The organism is Phyllobacterium sp. K27, assembly GCF_054796155.1.
This window is the reverse complement of the sequence record NZ_CM139240.1, coordinates 2403504-2419003: the sequence shown is the minus strand read 5'-3', so window position 1 is coordinate 2419003 and position 15500 is coordinate 2403504. Positions and strand designations below refer to the sequence as shown.

The window sequence follows — 15500 nt, the reverse complement described above, 5'->3', positions numbered from 1 at the left end:
AAGCAATGCTGGGGCGGCTCAACCATGTGGCGATTGCAGTTCCAAATATGGCGGCTGCATCTGCGATCTATAGAGACACGCTCGGAGCAAAACTGACAGAGCCGCAAGTGCTGCCTGAGCACGGTGTTACGGTTGTGTTCATCGACGTGGGAAACACCAAAATCGAACTGCTTGAGCCGCTTTCTCCGGAATCGCCCATTTCGGCTTTCCTTACAAAAAATCCATCAGGCGGCATTCATCATGTATGCTACGAAGTGCCCGATATACTGGCCGCGCGCGACCGGCTAAAAGAGCAGGGTGCCCGGGTTTTGGGTGATGGAGAGCCAAAGCTTGGTGCGCATGGCAAGCCCGTTCTGTTTCTCCATCCGAAGGATTTCAACGGAACGTTGATCGAACTGGAGCAAGAATAATGCCGATTGCAACCGCTATGGCTGTCTATTTTATATTCTGGTGGCTGACACTATTCACCATGCTCCCAATCGGCTTGCGCACTCAGTCCGACGAGAATGATATAACACTGGGCACAACACCGAGCGCACCGCACAAGCAGCGCATGGGCCGGGTGTTTCTGTGGACCACGATCGTATCCGCCATCATTTTCGCGATCTTCTACGTGGTCAATCAGAAGCTCGGTTATGGCATCGATGACTTGCCTATTTTCTTTCCGCAGTTGGACTGAGTTACAAGTTTAGGCACCTGTAACTGTCTGATAATGTGGGGAATGTATATTTGTGAACGCTTGCAGCATTCCTGTAATACTCCCCAAATATGCAGCGGCTTTTACAAGTGATTCACCGGGTGTTGCTGGAGCGATAAACAACAGAAGTGTCATTTTCAGAAGACGAGCCAAAATCGAGCCCGGTAAACGATACAATGTATATACTTTCCGTGTTGCCAATTTCGTTCTGGTTTCAATAGCGCAATGGTCGCGGCTTCTTTTGAACTGATAGGCCAGGGTCAGCCGTTCTTGCGGTATATGGTCGTGCACAATGGCTTTATGGGCCCAACCAGTATTTGCCCCGATCGTCTTTGCCTGACGATAAAGCCGCCAATCTTCGCCGCCATTGAGCGCAAGAGATTCGTCAAAACGTAGTCCAGTCGCACGAAAGAAATCGAGATTACTCATCCAGTTATTGGTTGCAATCCAGAGTTTGCCAGCCTGACCTTTTGCTTTGGTGGCGCAGGCATCGCGCTCACCTTTGTCCATCATGCTTTTCAAGGCATTCCAAATCATTTTCTTCCACAAGGAAACACCGTTTAGGGGAGCCAACCGCACTGGGCCACCGACAATATCCAGGTCCGAAGCATCCCGTTCCGCAAGAAGCTCGACCAACCAATCCGGTTGCACGGTTTCATCATCATCCGCAAAAGTAAGCAGGTCGTAGCCACTGGAAATCGCATTATCGAGCACGCGGTTGCGCACAAATGCAATTCCAAGACGAGGTTCGATTTCATATTGTACAGTGCAATTGGGAACAGACTTTCGAAAGCGCTCTATAATCTCAGCAAGAGTTGGAGCTGAATTGTTCTCAACGATCAAAAAATGCAGTTGCGTACCCGCTGGAACAGTCATTTCCGCATAGGAGGCGAGGAGTGCTTGCAACATGATCGGGCGATTGCGGGTAACTGTTCCCACGCAAATGGTGCGTAGCAATTTTGTCATAAAATAATCTGCCTGAAATGATTAAAATAATAGTTTGAATAAGAATGCTGGTCATAAGCTCATGGGTTCAAAACGAGCCCAAGAGCGCGATGAAATAAGTAGTGTGGTTTCTTTCAAGGTCGCAACTGCAACCGACTATTAAAACTCTTTTGACGTATCAGCTGTCGGGCACGAAAAATAACGTGTTAAATCTCTCATGAAAAATACAGGTCAAACTCATAAATAAAGACAAAAAAAATGCAAGGCTTTCACCTTGCATTTAAAGATCGCGTCTGACCCAATCCACTTGCGTGGCGGCTGCGGAAACCGCGCCCAGGGTCACATCCTCCCAAGACTTTGACCGCGTAGGAAAGCAGAAATATTCTTACTTTCTCCTTATGCTTAAAAAAATAGCGGACTGCCTTCGAAATGTCACGAAAAATATTCGTTCCTGTCATCTTTTGATTAGAAATCTTGCAGGAGAGTGAATCACCTCTCAACATCATCCTGTGTTATATGCGGTTGCGGGTTCCCAACCAGCCGTGAAGCCGATAAGAAATATCGACTTTGCACTTGGTTTTGCCTGATTCTTCAAGCACTCAGGCGTTGTTCAATTTTGGTGACCTTCAATGCGGCTTTCCCGTTACTTTCTGCCTATCCTTAAAGAGAATCCTAAAGAGGCTGAGATCGTCTCGCACAGGCTCATGCTGCGTGCTGGTCTGATTCGCCAAGAATCAGCAGGCATTTATGCTTGGTTGCCGGCGGGGCTGCGCATTCTCAACAAGGTGAGCAATATCATCCGTGAAGAACAGAATCGTTCGGGTGCAATTGAATTGTTGATGCCGACGATTCAGTCTGCCGATCTTTGGCGTGAGAGCGGTCGCTACGATGCTTATGGCGACGAGATGCTGCGCATCAAGGATCGCGGCGATCGGGAAATGCTTTTCGGTCCGACAAATGAGGAAATGATCACCGAGATTTTCCGCGCTTATGTTAAGTCTTACAAGGACTTGCCGCTTAATCTTTATCATATTCAGTGGAAGTTCCGCGATGAGCGCCGTCCTCGATTCGGCGTTATGCGCTCGCGCGAATTTCTCATGAAAGATGCCTATTCTTTCGATATGGATTTTGAAGGCGCCAAGGCAGCGTACAATCGTATGTTCGTTGCATATCTGCGCACATTCTCGCGTCTTGGTATCAAGGTTATTCCGATGCGCGCGGATACAGGTCCCATCGGTGGCGACTTGAGCCACGAGTTCATTATTCTTGCCGAAACCGGGGAAAGCCAGGTTTTCTGTGATCGCGCCTATCTCGATCTGCCAGTGCCCGGTGCCGATACGGACTTCGATGATAATCAGCAGATTGCCGATATCGTTACGCGCTGGACGACACCCTATGCGGCGACTGACGAAATGCACGATGAATCAGCTTGGTCCAAGGTGGAAAATTCCAACCAGATGGCGGCACGCGGTATCGAAGTCGGCCATATTTTCCACTTCGGTACAAAATATTCCGAACCGATGGGGGCCAAGGTGAGTGGTCCCGACGGAAAGGAACATATGGTCTCAATGGGATCTTATGGCATTGGACCTTCCCGCGTTATCGCTGCGATCATCGAAGCATCCCACGACGAAAATGGAATTATCTGGCCGAAGGCAGTTGCCCCGTTTGGCGCGGGTATCGTCAACATGAAGCCAGGTGATGATGCTTGTGATTCGGTTTCATTAAAGCTGTATGATGCCTTGACGAAGGCGGGTCTCGAACCGCTGCTGGATGATACCGATGACCGTCCGGGTGCAAAATTTGCCAAGATGGATCTGATCGGCTTGCCAACACAGGTGATCGTAGGGCCGCGTGGTGTGGCCGCTGGCGAAGTTGAAATCAAAGATCGTGCGACCGGCGAACGTGAAACTCTGACCATTGAAGCCGCAATCAACAAGTTGGCCGGACCTGCGGACTTTCAGGCGGGAACTCTATGACAGAAAAAGTGGCGACCGCTCCATCCGGCCCAAAGCCGTTTTCGGCCTTTGAGCGCATGATTGCCTGGCGCTATCTGCGCGCCCGGCGCAAGGAAACGTTTATCTCGGTTATCGCCGGGTTCTCGTTTACCGGCATTATGCTGGGAGTGGCGACCCTTATCATCGTCATGGCTGTGATGAATGGTTTCCGTGCCGAGTTATTGACTCGTATTTTAGGGATTAACGGCCACGTCATCATGCAGCCAATGGACCGTCCGCTGGATGATTTCGATGCGGTCATCAAACGTGTCGATGCCGTGCCCGGCGTATCGTTTGCTATCCCCGTCGTTGAAGGTCAGGTACTGGCTAAAGGCAATGTGGGCGCAGGATCAGGTGCGCTCGTTCGCGGTTTGCGCGAAGATGATATTGCCAAGCTGCAACTTGTAGCAAAGAACGTCCGGCAAGGCACATTTCAGGGCTTTAACACCGCAGGCGGCGTGGCAATAGGCACGCGTATGGCCGAAAACATGGGCTTGGGGCTTGGTGACCGGCTGACGCTGATTTCTCCCGATGGCGATGTAACGCCGCTTGGGATGGCGCCGCGAGTTAAATCCTATCCAGTGACAGCCATTTTCGAGATTGGCATGTCCGAATATGATGCTTCCATCGTGCTCATGCCGCTTGAGGAATCGCAGCTCTCTATTTCAATCAGGATAACAAAGTTCAATCGATCGAGATATTTGCGGACAGGCCGGATGATGTTGACGCGTTGAAGAAACCGATTGAAGAAGCGGCGCAACGCTCGGTCATGTTGACCGATTGGCGACAACGCAACCAGACATTTTTTTCTGCACTTCAAGTTGAACGCAATGTCATGTTCATGATCCTGACGCTAATCGTGCTTGTCGCGGCGCTGAATATCATATCGGGGCTGATTATGCTTGTGAAAGACAAGGGCCGCGATATCGCCATCCTTCGAACCATGGGCGCAACGCGAAATTCAATTCTGCGCATCTTCCTGATGACGGGTGCGGCCATTGGCGTTACCGGGACAATTGCGGGCGTGGTGCTCGGTGTTATCGTGTGTTTGAATGTCGAGCGGATCAGGGCGTTTTTCTCCTGGCTTTCCGGAACGACATTGTTCAATCCTGAACTCTATTTCCTGAGCACTCTTCCGGCCAAGATGGACTTCAACGAGACTTTTACCGTCATTCTCATGGCGCTTGTCCTATCCTTTCTGGCAACGCTTTTTCCCGCTTGGCGCGCAGCCAAACTCGATCCCGTTGAAGCTCTGAGGTACGAATAATATGGCTGGGCCTATTCTGCAGCTGACGAATGTCGGCCGCCGCTATGACGAAATCGGCCGGGAACTCATCATTCTTGATGATGCGAATTTTTCGTTGGGCAAGGGTGAGATGGTTGCGCTTGTTGCGCCTTCAGGCGCTGGCAAATCGACATTGCTGCATACTGCCGGCTTGCTTGAGCGACCGGATAGTGGCGATGTGATACTTGATGGACGCTCCTGCGGCGCATTGTCGGATGAAGAGCGGACGGCGATACGTCGCAACGACGTAGGGTTTGTGTATCAGTTCCATCATCTCCTGCCCGAATTTTCTGCTCTGGAAAACGTGATGATGCCGCAAATGATTCGCGGCATGAAGCCCGCTGTAGCATCGGAGCGTGCCCAGCAATTGCTCGATTACATGAAAGTTGGGGCGAGGGCATCTCACCGTCCGAGTGAACTTTCCGGTGGCGAGCAGCAACGCGTGGCAATTGCTCGTGCCGTTGCCAATGCGCCGCTTGTTCTGCTTGCTGACGAGCCCACGGGCAATCTTGATCCGGTTACGTCATCTTATGTGTTCGAGGCGCTGGAGGCACTCGTGCGCCAGTCCGGCCTGTCAGCCATGATTGCAACGCATAATCATGAGCTTGCCCGTCGCATGGATCGACGTGTTACGCTGAAAGACGGCAAGATCACCAATCTCTGATTGGCGATCCGTCCTCATCATTTCCCATTAGCAATTTGAAAACCATAGCGTTCATCACGCTATGGGAATGCTTGACATTAGAACAAAAATAGAACAAAACATAGACATAGAGCAAACGAAGAAGGGTTTTACCGATGAGCGAACTTTTCCAGGATGTTATGTCATTTGTAACGGTCAGTCTTTTCATTGCTACTCTCGCAATGTGGGTGAGCGTAATCTGAAAGAGTCCCCTCGGGGATGATTGAGCGCGCACAATATATCCACTGTTCACACAGCAGGGGCGTTCAATTTGAGTAGACACTTCATCGCGCATATCGGACTATGAATGCGCGGTGGAATCGGTTCTCCGTTCAGTAATCGGAGATAAAAAGTGGCAGATGGGCACGTCAGTATAAGCAATGCAGGCAAGCGCCCGTTGTGCTTTGTCCATCTGAGAGTTCATTCCGCATATTCTTTGCTGGAAGGGGCTTTACAGGTCCCAAAAGTGATCGACCTTGCAGTGGCCAGCCAAGCACCGGCCATTGCGATTACCGATACGAACAATCTTTTCGGCGCTCTCGAATTTGCACAGAAGGCTTCGAAAGCGGGTCTGCAGCCCATCATAGGCTGTCAGATGGATATTGCGTTTCATGATCAGACCGAAGAAAGCCGCAACGTAAACCGGCGTGAAGCACTTGGACTTGCGCCGTTGGTCCTGTTGGCTGCAACAGAGGAGGGCTATGCCAATCTCGTGCGGCTGGTTAGCCGTGCCTATCTAGAGACGCCGGCTGGTGATCCGGTCCATATTGCCTCCTCATGGTTGGCTGGAAAGACGGATGGCATAATCGTCTTGTCTGGCGGACCGGACGGTGCCATTGCCGCGGCAATCAAAGATGACCGGATCGACCGTGCGCGCCAACGGCTTCTAGTACTCAAATCGCTGTTCGGCGACCGGCTTTATGTCGAGTTGCAGCGCCATCGCGGTTATGACAAGTCGATAGAAGCGGCGCAGGTCGATCTTGCTTACGAGCTGGCACTGCCGCTCGTTGCAACCAATGACGTGTTCTTTTCCAAGAGTGCTGATTACGAAGCGCATGATGCCTTGCTGGCAATTGCATCGGGGTCACTGCTGTCTATTGATGACAGACGTCGCCTCAGTCCGGATCACTATCTCAAGAGCGAAGACGAGATGGTGCAGCTCTTTGCGGACTTGCCGGAAGCGATAGAAAACACTGTCGAAATCGCGATGCGCTGTTCTTACTATCCGAAGAATCGCGCTCCGATTCTGCCGCGCTTTACCGGGGAAAGTGACGATCCGGATGCAGCATTGGCGGCAGAAGCGGAAGAACTTGCCCGTCAAGCTCGAGAGGGCCTCGAACAACGGATTGCGACTGTGGGACTTGCGGGTGCTCATACGCGTGAGGAATATGCCGAGCGGCTCGAATATGAGATCTCCGTCATAACCCGTATGAAGTATCCGGGTTACTTCCTAATCGTTTCGGACTTCATCAAATGGGCAAAAGCCCATGATATTCCTGTGGGGCCGGGACGTGGTTCCGGTGCCGGTTCGCTTGTTGCCTATGCTCTGACGATTACGGATGTCGATCCGCTCCGGTTCTCGCTTCTGTTCGAACGCTTTCTCAATCCTGACCGCGTTTCCATGCCGGACTTTGACATTGATTTTTGTCAGGAGCGGCGTGATGAGGTCATCCGCTACGTTCAAGCAAAATATGGACGCGATCAGGTAGCGCAGATCATAACCTTCGGAACATTGCAGGCGCGCGCTGTCTTGCGTGATGTGGGCCGTGTTCTCGAAATGCCTTACGGGCAGGTGGATCGTCTGACCAAGATGGTGCCTGCTAATCCTGCCAATCCTGTAACGCTTTCGAAGGCTATCGAGGACGAACCCCGCCTGCGTGAAGAGCGTGACAAGGAGCCCGTCGTTGAGCGGTTGCTTGATATTGCATTGAAACTTGAGGGCCTTTATCGGCACGCATCGACGCATGCTGCCGGTATCGTCATCGGTGATCGGCCACTTTCCGAACTTGTCCCAATGTACCGCGATCCGCGCTCTGACATGCCGGTCACACAGTTCAACATGAAGATGGTGGAAGAGGCCGGGCTGGTCAAATTCGACTTTCTCGGTCTGAAAACGCTGACGGTTCTTCAAACTGCGGTGAACCTGGTTCGACGCCGTGATATAGTGGTTGATCTGTCAAATCTGCCTTTCGACGACAAGCCGACCTATGAGATGCTTTCACGCGGCGAGACTGTGGGCGTGTTTCAGGTGGAAAGTACCGGCATGCGCAAGGCGCTTATCGGCATGAAACCTGACCGGATCGAGGATATTATCGCACTTGTGGCGCTTTATCGCCCAGGTCCGATGGAGAATATCCCGACCTATAATGCGCGCAAGAATGGTGATGAGGAGATGGCGTCGATCCATCCGAAGATCGACCATCTCGTCAAGGAAACGCAGGGCGTCATCATCTACCAGGAACAGGTGATGCAGATCGCGCAGGAAATGTCCGGGTATACGCTGGGCGAAGCGGATCTTTTGCGGCGCGCCATGGGTAAGAAGATCCGTTCCGAAATGGATTTGCAGCGGGTTCGCTTTGTGGATGGAGCCGTTGAGCGCGGCGTGACCAAGCCACAGGCCAACTTTATTTTTGACCTTCTGGCCAAGTTTGCCGATTATGGTTTCAACAAATCGCACGCAGCTGCCTACGCGATCGTATCGTTCCAGACTGCCTATATGAAGGCGCATTACCCGGTTGAATTCCTTGCCGCGTCAATGACTTACGATATGTCGAACACGGACAAGCTCAATGATTTCCGCCGTGAAGCAGTGCGCCTTGGCATTGAGGTTGTCACACCTTCGGTGAATACATCATACCGACTTTTCGAAGTTGGCGAAAACCGTATCTATTATTCATTGGCAGCCATAAAGGGCGTTGGTGAAGCTGCTGTCGATCATATTGTAGAAAAACGCGGATCGACTCCTTACGCCAGCCTCGAGGATTTCTGCGAGCGTATCGATCCGCGCGTCGTCAACCGGCGGGTGTTTGAAAGCCTTATCAATGTCGGGGCATTTGATTGTTTCGGGCGCGAGCGGCCTGCACTTATCGCGGGTCTGGATCGTATTATTGGGCATGCGCAGCGCACACAAGAAGACAGTGTCAGTGGCCAAGCGGATATTTTTGGTGGGATGGCCGCAACTGCACAAACAATTCAACTTCCATCGGTAAGCCCTTGGCTTTCATCAGAAAAGCTGCGTCGTGAGTTTGAGGCAGCAGGCTTTTATCTGTCCGCGCATCCTCTGGATGAGTACCAACCCATCCTCGACAAGATGCGTGTTCAAACGTGGTCGGAATTCTCAGCGGCGGTAAAGCGCGGTGCCAATGCGGGGCGTCTGGCCGGTACGATTACGGCGAAGCAGGAGCGCCGCACCAAGACCGGCAACAAGATGGGCATCATCCAATTCTCTGATTCCTCAGGACAATTTGAAGCGATCCTGTTCTCGGAGGCGCTCGCGCAGTTCCGTGATCTGCTGGAGCCGGGTAGGTCGGTCGTCATCACCGTTGGTGCAGAAGACAGACCGGAAGGTATTAGTCTTCGCATACAGACGGCACACTCACTGGAAGATGAGGCGACGCGCATGCAGAAGGCGTTGCGGCTCTATATGCGCTCCAGCGAGCCTCTGGCGGCCATTACGCCCTATCTGACACCGCATAATGACGGGCAGGTTGTTAGTCTGATTCTGATCAAACAGAATGGTGCAAATGAGGTGGAAATCGAGTTGCCCAACCGCTATCGGGTAGGACCGCAGATTGCCAGCGCTATGAAGGCTATTCCGGGCATTGTCGAAGTCGAAATGGGCTGACTTCAACTAACAACAACCAGATTAAAACTGCTGATTGACTTTTTGCCGTAAGAATCGTCTGTTTTTCTCTCATTTTTTGGCACGAATGCCCGAATGAATGGATGTTTTCCGCTAGTCGATCTCATCCGGCGCTTCTTTTGCGCGTGATTTGACTTTGCCGAATGTGTATCCGGTTTCCACAGCTTGATTGCCAAATTTCCCGCGTAACTTGTCTATCGCGGTTTCGGCGACTGCGCGTTTCGTAGCCTGCACATCGACAAGATCATGGGGGTCGGCTCGGCCATCATCTCCAAGATCGCTCACCCCGATTCCAATCAGGCGAAACCGTGTTCCATCAATTTCCTTTTCGAGTAGCGAAACGCCAGTACGAAAAATTCTGTCGGCAAGTTGGGTCGGATCGGCAAGCTGGCGATTGCGTGTCCTCAATTTAAAATCGCGGGATTTCAATTTGAGGACGACAGTGCGCCCCGCAATATCCGCAGCCTTGAGGCGTCTTGCTACTTTTTCCGATAGCGCTCGTAAAATGGCAACCAGCTCTTCCTTTGACGAGATGTCTTCATTGAAAGTCGTCTCCGCAGACACACTTTTGCTTTCGCCTTCAGGATCAACCCGTCTGATATCCATGCCGCGGGACAATTGATAAAGCCGCTGGCCCATAGTGCCATAGGCGCGCATTAAGGGACCAAGTTCCATGGTTTGCAACTGACCGATGGTGCGGATGCCATCGCGCTCCAAGGTCGCCGCAAAGGCTTTGCCGACACCCCAGATCATTGTCACGGGCTTATCGTGCAAAAAGGTGGAGGCCTCTTCTTCTCCGATAACAGAAAACCCACGTGGCTTTTCAAAATCAGAGGCGATCTTGGCGAGAAACTTGCAATAGGAAAGGCCAACGGACACCGAGAGTCCCAGCTCGCGTTCGACGCGATTTGAAAATTGCGCCATCACCCGCGCTGGTGGATCGTGGTGCAGCCGTTCGGTGCCGGACAGATCGAGAAAAGCTTCGTCAATGGAGAGCGGTTCAACAAGGGGCGTCAGGTCACGCATCATCTGCCTGATCTCGCGGCCAACCCGGCCATATTTCTCCATGTCCGGTTTGATGACCACAGCGTGCGGACATGCCTCCAGCGCTTTGAACATAGGCATGGCAGACTTCACCCCATGGATGCGCGCAATGTAGCAAGCTGTTGAAACAACACCACGCTTCCCACCACCGATAATCACCGGTTTGTTGCGCAGTTCGGGGTTGTCGCGTTTCTCAACTGATGCATAGAAGGCGTCGCAATCCACGTGGGCGATACCTAAGCGATATAATTCCGCATGCCGAAGCAAGCGTGGGCTGCCGCATTGCTGGCAACGTTTGGCTTCGTGCGTCTGGCTTGCCAGACAGTCACGACAAAAACCAAAGTGCGGATCATTAACAATTGCCATGATGTCCGGAACATAAAAAGAACGTCTGGACCTTAGCGAACAGGAGAAGCCGTTGCAATAAGCCTCGGGGACTTACGGACTGTTTCAGTAGGCATCCTGACGCCCACCGGGCAACAAACTTAGTGCTTGCTGAAACAAGGCCGGATCGGTTTCTGTCTCGGTGCAATAACGCATCAGTGTTGGCTCGTGCGCGAGATAAAACTGTAACACGCCGGCGAGAAAGCCCGGCTCCTGTGCAGCCATGCGGATTTGATCGGCGGTAATGCCGGTCAGCGCCAAAAAGCGGGTGAACAATTCGCTATCTTGCGACATAAACACAAGTGAATTGATCGCAAGGTCATGTGCTCCATCCAGATCGATCTTTTGCATTTTAATGAATTCATCCGTAAGTCGTGTTTCCTGCAAACCACAGTAGAGCAAATTCGAAGCCTGTGTAGCGCCGGGACATTGAAAAATGTGGTTAATAGCAGTTGAACATATCCAAAAGAACATATTGAATAAATGCTTGGTTAAACATGATCAGCAGCATTTCTGAATTATGCGGCAGAGTTTTCTTTTCATCAATCATCACACGTTATTTGAGTAATCGACAAAGTTGGGATCATCTGCCTCGATTCGAGTCATCGAAATGCCAGGCTGTATCCTTCGAGAGTGGCGAACAGGAAATAGCCGATGGTAAAGAAAGTCATGATCGTCGAGGATAATGAGCTCAATATGAAGCTCTTCCGCGATCTTATTGAAGCCAGTGGTTATGAAACCATACGCACTCGCAACGGCTTGGAAGCTTTGGATCTGGCTCGCGAACATCGTCCGGACCTTATTCTCATGGACATACAACTGCCCGAGGTGTCGGGTCTGGAAGTAACGAAGTGGCTCAAGGCCGATGACGACCTTCATGTGATTCCCATTATTGCAGTGACCGCCTTTGCGATGAAAGGTGACGAAGAACGTATCCGGCAAGGTGGTTGTGAAGCCTACATTTCCAAACCAATCTCAGTTCCCAAATTCATCGAAACAATAAAGTCCTATCTTGGCGACGCTTGAACGTCGGGAGAATTGAACATGACGGCCCGTATTCTTGTCGTTGACGACGTTCCAGCCAATGTGAAGCTTCTGGAAGCCCGGCTTCGCGCCGAATATTATGAGGTTATCACAGCCACTGATGGCTATGAAGCACTCGAAATTTGCGAGAACAGCAATGTTGATGTCATCTTGCTTGACGTCATGATGCCCGGTCTTGATGGGTTCGAAGTATGCCGCCGATTGAAGTCGAGAGCAGCAACCGCTCATATTCCGGTCATCCTCGTTACCGCACTTGATCAGGACGAAAACCGGATTACCGGATTGAACTTCGGCGCTGATGATTTTCTGACCAAGCCGATCGATAATCTCCAGCTGCTGGCCAGAGTCAAAAGTCTTGTGCGGTTGAAAAACCTGACGGATGAGCTGCGCTTGCGTGTGGCGACGACGCGTGATGTTGGTCTGGAATCCATTCTGCGCTTGCCAGGCGTCCATGATGTGACGAAATTTGCGCGTATTCTGTTGATTGACGAGCGACCTGAAAGCATTGACAAAATTAAGCGCGTACTGGGCGAAGAGTGCTCGGTCGACGTGGAGACCGATCCGCAAACAGGTTTCTTCAAGGCCGTGCAAGGCAACCATGATTGCCTCATTATTTCATCAAGCTTCGCCCAGTTTGATCCTTTGCGAATTTGCGCGCAACTCCGCTCTCTGGACAATACACGGTCTCTGCCGATCATCCTCGTGGCGGACATGGGTGAAGAGCCGTTGATACGGCGTGCGTTGGAACTGGGCATCAACGATTATCTGGTGCGGCCGGTTAATCCCAACGAGCTACTGGCACGTCTGCGCACTCAACTGCGCCGCAAGGCCTATCATGACGGTCTGCGCGACAGCGTGGTTAAAACCTATGAGATGGCTGTGACTGACAGTCTCACGGGGCTGCACAACCGACTTTATCTTGAAACCCATCTGGCTACCCTTTTCAAGCGTGCGGTAGAGCGACGGCGTCCTCTATCGATTCTCATGACAGATATTGATCGCTTCAAGTTGATAAACGATACATATGGACATGATGGCGGGGATGAGGTTTTGCGCGAATTTGCCAGACGGCTGCGCCGCAATGTGCGTGGCAGTGATCTGGCCAGCCGCTATGGCGGCGAGGAATTTTTCATCGTTATGCCAGATACGGACCAGACGCTGGCCTCAATAGTCGCAGAGCGAATCCGTCGTGAAATGGCCTCGACACCTTTTCAGATCAACAATACGGGTATGGCTGTACCCGTGACAATCAGCATTGGTATCGCGAGCGTTCTGCCCGAGGGCGATACGGTACATAACCTGATGAAACGTGCTGATGATGCGCTTTACGCGGCAAAATCGTCGGGCCGCAATAAGGTGGTGTCTGCGGCAGCGTAATTTCGTATTCCAGAAAACAAAAAAGCCGCCCGAAGGCGGCTGATCTGTTTAACGAAAAACAAGATTACTTGATCTTGGTTTCCTTGAATTCAACGTGCTTGCGTGCGACCGGGTCGTACTTGCGGAAGGACATCTTTTCCGTTTTTGTACGGCTGTTCTTGCTCGTAACGTAAAAGAAACCGGTATCAGCGGTCGACAGAAGCTTGATCTTGATATTCGCAGCCTTAGCCATTTTAAAACTACCTGTTCTGAGTATGAAGGACCGCTATTCAAGTCCAGCAGTGTGGCATCAAGCGGAAAGTTGGTCGGACACATAAACCAACCTCGTTAAAAGTCAACCCTCGGCTGATGATCTGCTCATTTTAAAGCGTCACTAGGTGCATGGACAACCGGCGCGATGATTTGTGTCTGGCATATTCAACCCTGCGTTTGTTGTTCAGCACGAAGAACCACGTCATCAATGTCTGGCACTGGCTTATCTCCCCCGTTGTGGGGGAGAAAGGATTTCCTTGGATTTAACCCTTTTGTTAAATCCTTAGAAAATCCCAGAGAGGGGAAAATTCATTAGACAAAACATAAAACCGATAATCCGATCCTATGCTCGAACCATGAGGCGGGACCCAACTTTGGCGGAGAATCTGTTGTGGCAGGCGGTCAGAAACGGTCGCTTGGGCGGTCTGAAGTTCAAACGGCAAGTCCCGATTTTGGAGTATATCGTAGATTTTGCCTGCCTGCGATCACTGCTTATCGTTGAGCTCGATGGGGCGCAACATTCGGGATCAGTCGCAGATATCAAACGCGATCATGCATTGGATTTAGCGGGCTTCAAGACATTGCGATTCTGGAACGATGATGTTCTTGATAATCTCGATGGCGTCTGTTCTCAGATACTACATGAGGCGAACTTACGGCACACTTAGGCATTTTCCCCTCTCTTGCGATTTCTAGCACTTAGCAAGGGCTAAGATGCTGAAATCGCTTTCCCCCACAAAGGGGGGAGATAGAGCGTTTACCCCCTGCGAGTCAGAAGCCGCGAGCCAATCAGCAGCGCGTAAGCTGCGAAAAACAGCGCCAGCGCAACGGCGAAGCCACTTGGGCCCATCATATCCATACCAATGCCGATTGCCTGCGGGCCAACAAGCATGCCGACGGCATAGCAAAATACAAAAGCCGCATTGGCCGATGCGAGCTCACGTCCTTTCAATTGTGACCCGAGATGCGCCAAGCCGACAGTATAGAGCCCGGCGACAGCACCGCCCCACACAAACAAGAGGGCAGCAACGAGATACCAGCTATAATAAATGAATGGCAAAAGCCCCATGCCGAGGAGCCCGATCAAAGTGCAGGCGAGAAGAATCTTGCGGCGGTCCCTCACATGATCGCTGAGCAGACCTATCGGAATCTGCATCAAAACATTGCCAAGGCCTATTGTTGTCAGAAGCAGAGCCGCATTGGCTTCACTATAGCCGATACGCGCGCCGAAGACAGGGAACAAGGCAAAGCCACCAGTCTCCACCGCGCCGAAAACAAAGACTGCAGCGGTTGCAGTTGGCACTGCCCAGATGAAGGGTGCGAATGGAACATGCTCTTCTTCATGAAAGTCAGGGCTCTCTTTCCATGCAAACAGCACCGGCAGCATTGCTACGATAATAATACCGAAACCAACGGCGAAAGGGGTGATTCCTACGCTGCCGATTTGTGCAAAAAGCCACGGCCCAAGAGCAAAACCCATAGACAAAACTGTGCCGTAAATGCCGAGTACCAGTCCGCGCCGCTGGGGAGGAGCGGCGGCATTGATCCAGTACTCAGACAGAATAAAGAGCATGGTCAGCGCGAAATGTAAAAACACACGCAGGACGACCCACATCCAGAAATCGGTAAAAAAATGAAAGCCGAAAAAGGCGAGACCGCCCATTAGAAGCATTGCCAGCAAGGTGGGCACAACACCGAATCGCGCAGCGATTGGCGCTGCAAACGGAGCTGCCACGATGGAGGCAATGCCTGCAACGGCAGCATTCAGGCCGATCATCGTGGCTGAATGGCCGCGGTTTTCGAGGATCACACTGAGAAGTGGAATGCCAAGGCCGATGGCGACGCCAACGGCGCTGATGGTAGCGATGGCCGCAACCAGCGCGCGCCAAGACGACCCGACTTTTATCTGGTCAGAGTTCAGTGCATCCATT

Annotated in this window: 13 protein-coding genes and 1 pseudogene; 9 read left to right on the top strand and 5 right to left on the bottom strand. The window is 51.7% G+C overall.

Going from position 1 to position 15500, the window contains the following annotated elements; translation table 11 throughout:
* The first annotated feature begins 5 nt into the window (after positions 1–5).
* The gene (gene mce / locus ACYJL1_RS11775) at positions 6–410 is read left to right on the top strand and encodes a methylmalonyl-CoA epimerase (protein WP_460895582.1); all 405 of its coding nucleotides are present in this window, start codon (positions 6–8) and stop codon (positions 408–410) included.
* Complete coding sequence (locus ACYJL1_RS11770; protein ID WP_460895581.1) at positions 410–679, top strand: DUF1467 family protein; 270 nt, start codon at positions 410–412, stop codon at positions 677–679. The genes mce and ACYJL1_RS11770 overlap by 1 nt, the downstream gene beginning before the upstream one ends.
* A 9-nt stretch (positions 680–688) precedes the next feature.
* Here the strand turns inward: ACYJL1_RS11770 and ACYJL1_RS11765 are convergent, their stop codons facing one another.
* On the bottom strand, positions 689–1663 hold the full coding sequence (locus tag ACYJL1_RS11765) for a glycosyltransferase (RefSeq protein WP_460895580.1): 975 nt from the start codon (positions 1661–1663) through the stop codon (positions 689–691).
* A 608-nt stretch (positions 1664–2271) separates the two neighbouring features.
* Here ACYJL1_RS11765 and proS point away from each other — a divergent pair.
* The 4 genes and pseudogenes from proS to dnaE all read left to right on the top strand — a co-directional run bounded on the left by proS (position 2272) and on the right by dnaE (position 9450).
* Entirely contained in the window at positions 2272–3621 is a 1350-nt protein-coding gene (gene proS, locus ACYJL1_RS11760) for a proline--tRNA ligase (protein ID WP_460895579.1), read from the top strand.
* Positions 3618–4906 (top strand): annotated as a pseudogene (locus tag ACYJL1_RS11755) (lipoprotein-releasing ABC transporter permease subunit). Before proS ends, ACYJL1_RS11755 begins: the two are co-directional and overlap by 4 nt.
* A gap of 1 nt (position 4907) precedes the next feature.
* Positions 4908–5588: an ABC transporter ATP-binding protein gene (locus tag ACYJL1_RS11750; RefSeq protein ID WP_460895578.1), complete on the top strand. Its 681-nt coding sequence runs from the start codon at positions 4908–4910 to the stop codon at positions 5586–5588.
* A 370-nt stretch (positions 5589–5958) separates the two neighbouring features.
* Positions 5959–9450 (top strand): DNA polymerase III subunit alpha, encoded by a 3492-nt coding sequence (gene dnaE, locus ACYJL1_RS11745; RefSeq protein ID WP_460895577.1) that lies wholly within the window; start codon positions 5959–5961, stop codon positions 9448–9450.
* A 111-nt stretch (positions 9451–9561) separates the two neighbouring features.
* Here the strand turns inward: dnaE and ACYJL1_RS11740 are convergent, their stop codons facing one another.
* Positions 9562–10878, bottom strand: coding sequence for a DNA polymerase IV (locus ACYJL1_RS11740; RefSeq protein WP_460895576.1), 1317 nt, complete (start codon positions 10876–10878; stop codon positions 9562–9564).
* Positions 10879–10962: 84 nt separating this feature from the next.
* Positions 10963–11247, bottom strand: coding sequence for a DUF3572 domain-containing protein (locus ACYJL1_RS11735; RefSeq protein WP_460895575.1), 285 nt, complete (start codon positions 11245–11247; stop codon positions 10963–10965).
* A gap of 303 nt (positions 11248–11550) precedes the next feature.
* Here ACYJL1_RS11735 and ACYJL1_RS11730 point away from each other — a divergent pair, with 303 nt between their 5' ends.
* Positions 11551–11922: a response regulator gene (locus ACYJL1_RS11730; RefSeq protein ID WP_008122893.1), complete on the top strand. Its 372-nt coding sequence runs from the start codon at positions 11551–11553 to the stop codon at positions 11920–11922.
* A gap of 18 nt (positions 11923–11940) precedes the next feature.
* A complete protein-coding gene (locus ACYJL1_RS11725) occupies positions 11941–13317 on the top strand; it encodes a PleD family two-component system response regulator (RefSeq protein ID WP_460895574.1) in 1377 nt (458 codons plus the stop codon).
* Positions 13318–13381: 64 nt separating this feature from the next.
* Here the strand turns inward: ACYJL1_RS11725 and rpmG are convergent, their stop codons facing one another.
* A complete protein-coding gene (gene rpmG, locus ACYJL1_RS11720) occupies positions 13382–13549 on the bottom strand; it encodes a 50S ribosomal protein L33 (RefSeq protein ID WP_008122896.1) in 168 nt (55 codons plus the stop codon).
* A gap of 376 nt (positions 13550–13925) precedes the next feature.
* Between rpmG and ACYJL1_RS11715 the strand changes: the two genes are divergently transcribed.
* Positions 13926–14237 carry an endonuclease domain-containing protein gene (locus tag ACYJL1_RS11715; RefSeq protein WP_460895573.1) on the top strand — a complete coding sequence of 104 codons (312 nt, stop codon included), beginning with the start codon at positions 13926–13928 and terminating at the stop codon, positions 14235–14237.
* Positions 14238–14326: 89 nt separating this feature from the next.
* Here ACYJL1_RS11715 and ACYJL1_RS11710 read toward each other — a convergent pair whose 3' ends face one another.
* A complete protein-coding gene (locus tag ACYJL1_RS11710; protein ID WP_460895572.1) occupies positions 14327–15499 on the bottom strand; it encodes an MFS transporter in 1173 nt (390 codons plus the stop codon).
* Position 15500 lies beyond the last annotated feature (1 nt).

Excerpts from the sequence above, each read along its gene's own strand:
- mce (WP_460895582.1), top strand. The coding sequence starts at position 6 with ATGCTGGGGCGGCTCAACCATGTGGCGATTGCAGTTCCAAATATGGCG.
- ACYJL1_RS11770 (WP_460895581.1), top strand. The coding sequence starts at position 410 with ATGCCGATTGCAACCGCTATGGCTGTCTATTTTATATTCTGGTGGCTG.
- ACYJL1_RS11765 (WP_460895580.1), bottom strand. The coding sequence starts at position 1,663 with ATGACAAAATTGCTACGCACCATTTGCGTGGGAACAGTTACCCGCAAT.
- proS (WP_460895579.1), top strand. The coding sequence starts at position 2,272 with ATGCGGCTTTCCCGTTACTTTCTGCCTATCCTTAAAGAGAATCCTAAA.
- ACYJL1_RS11750 (WP_460895578.1), top strand. The coding sequence starts at position 4,908 with ATGGCTGGGCCTATTCTGCAGCTGACGAATGTCGGCCGCCGCTATGAC.
- ACYJL1_RS11740 (WP_460895576.1), bottom strand. The coding sequence starts at position 10,878 with ATGGCAATTGTTAATGATCCGCACTTTGGTTTTTGTCGTGACTGTCTG.
- ACYJL1_RS11735 (WP_460895575.1), bottom strand. The coding sequence starts at position 11,247 with ATGCAAAAGATCGATCTGGATGGAGCACATGACCTTGCGATCAATTCA.
- ACYJL1_RS11730 (WP_008122893.1), top strand. The coding sequence starts at position 11,551 with ATGGTAAAGAAAGTCATGATCGTCGAGGATAATGAGCTCAATATGAAG.
- ACYJL1_RS11725 (WP_460895574.1), top strand. The coding sequence starts at position 11,941 with ATGACGGCCCGTATTCTTGTCGTTGACGACGTTCCAGCCAATGTGAAG.
- rpmG (WP_008122896.1), bottom strand. The coding sequence starts at position 13,549 with ATGGCTAAGGCTGCGAATATCAAGATCAAGCTTCTGTCGACCGCTGAT.
- ACYJL1_RS11715 (WP_460895573.1), top strand. The coding sequence starts at position 13,926 with ATGAGGCGGGACCCAACTTTGGCGGAGAATCTGTTGTGGCAGGCGGTC.
- ACYJL1_RS11710 (WP_460895572.1), bottom strand. The coding sequence starts at position 15,499 with ATGGATGCACTGAACTCTGACCAGATAAAAGTCGGGTCGTCTTGGCGC.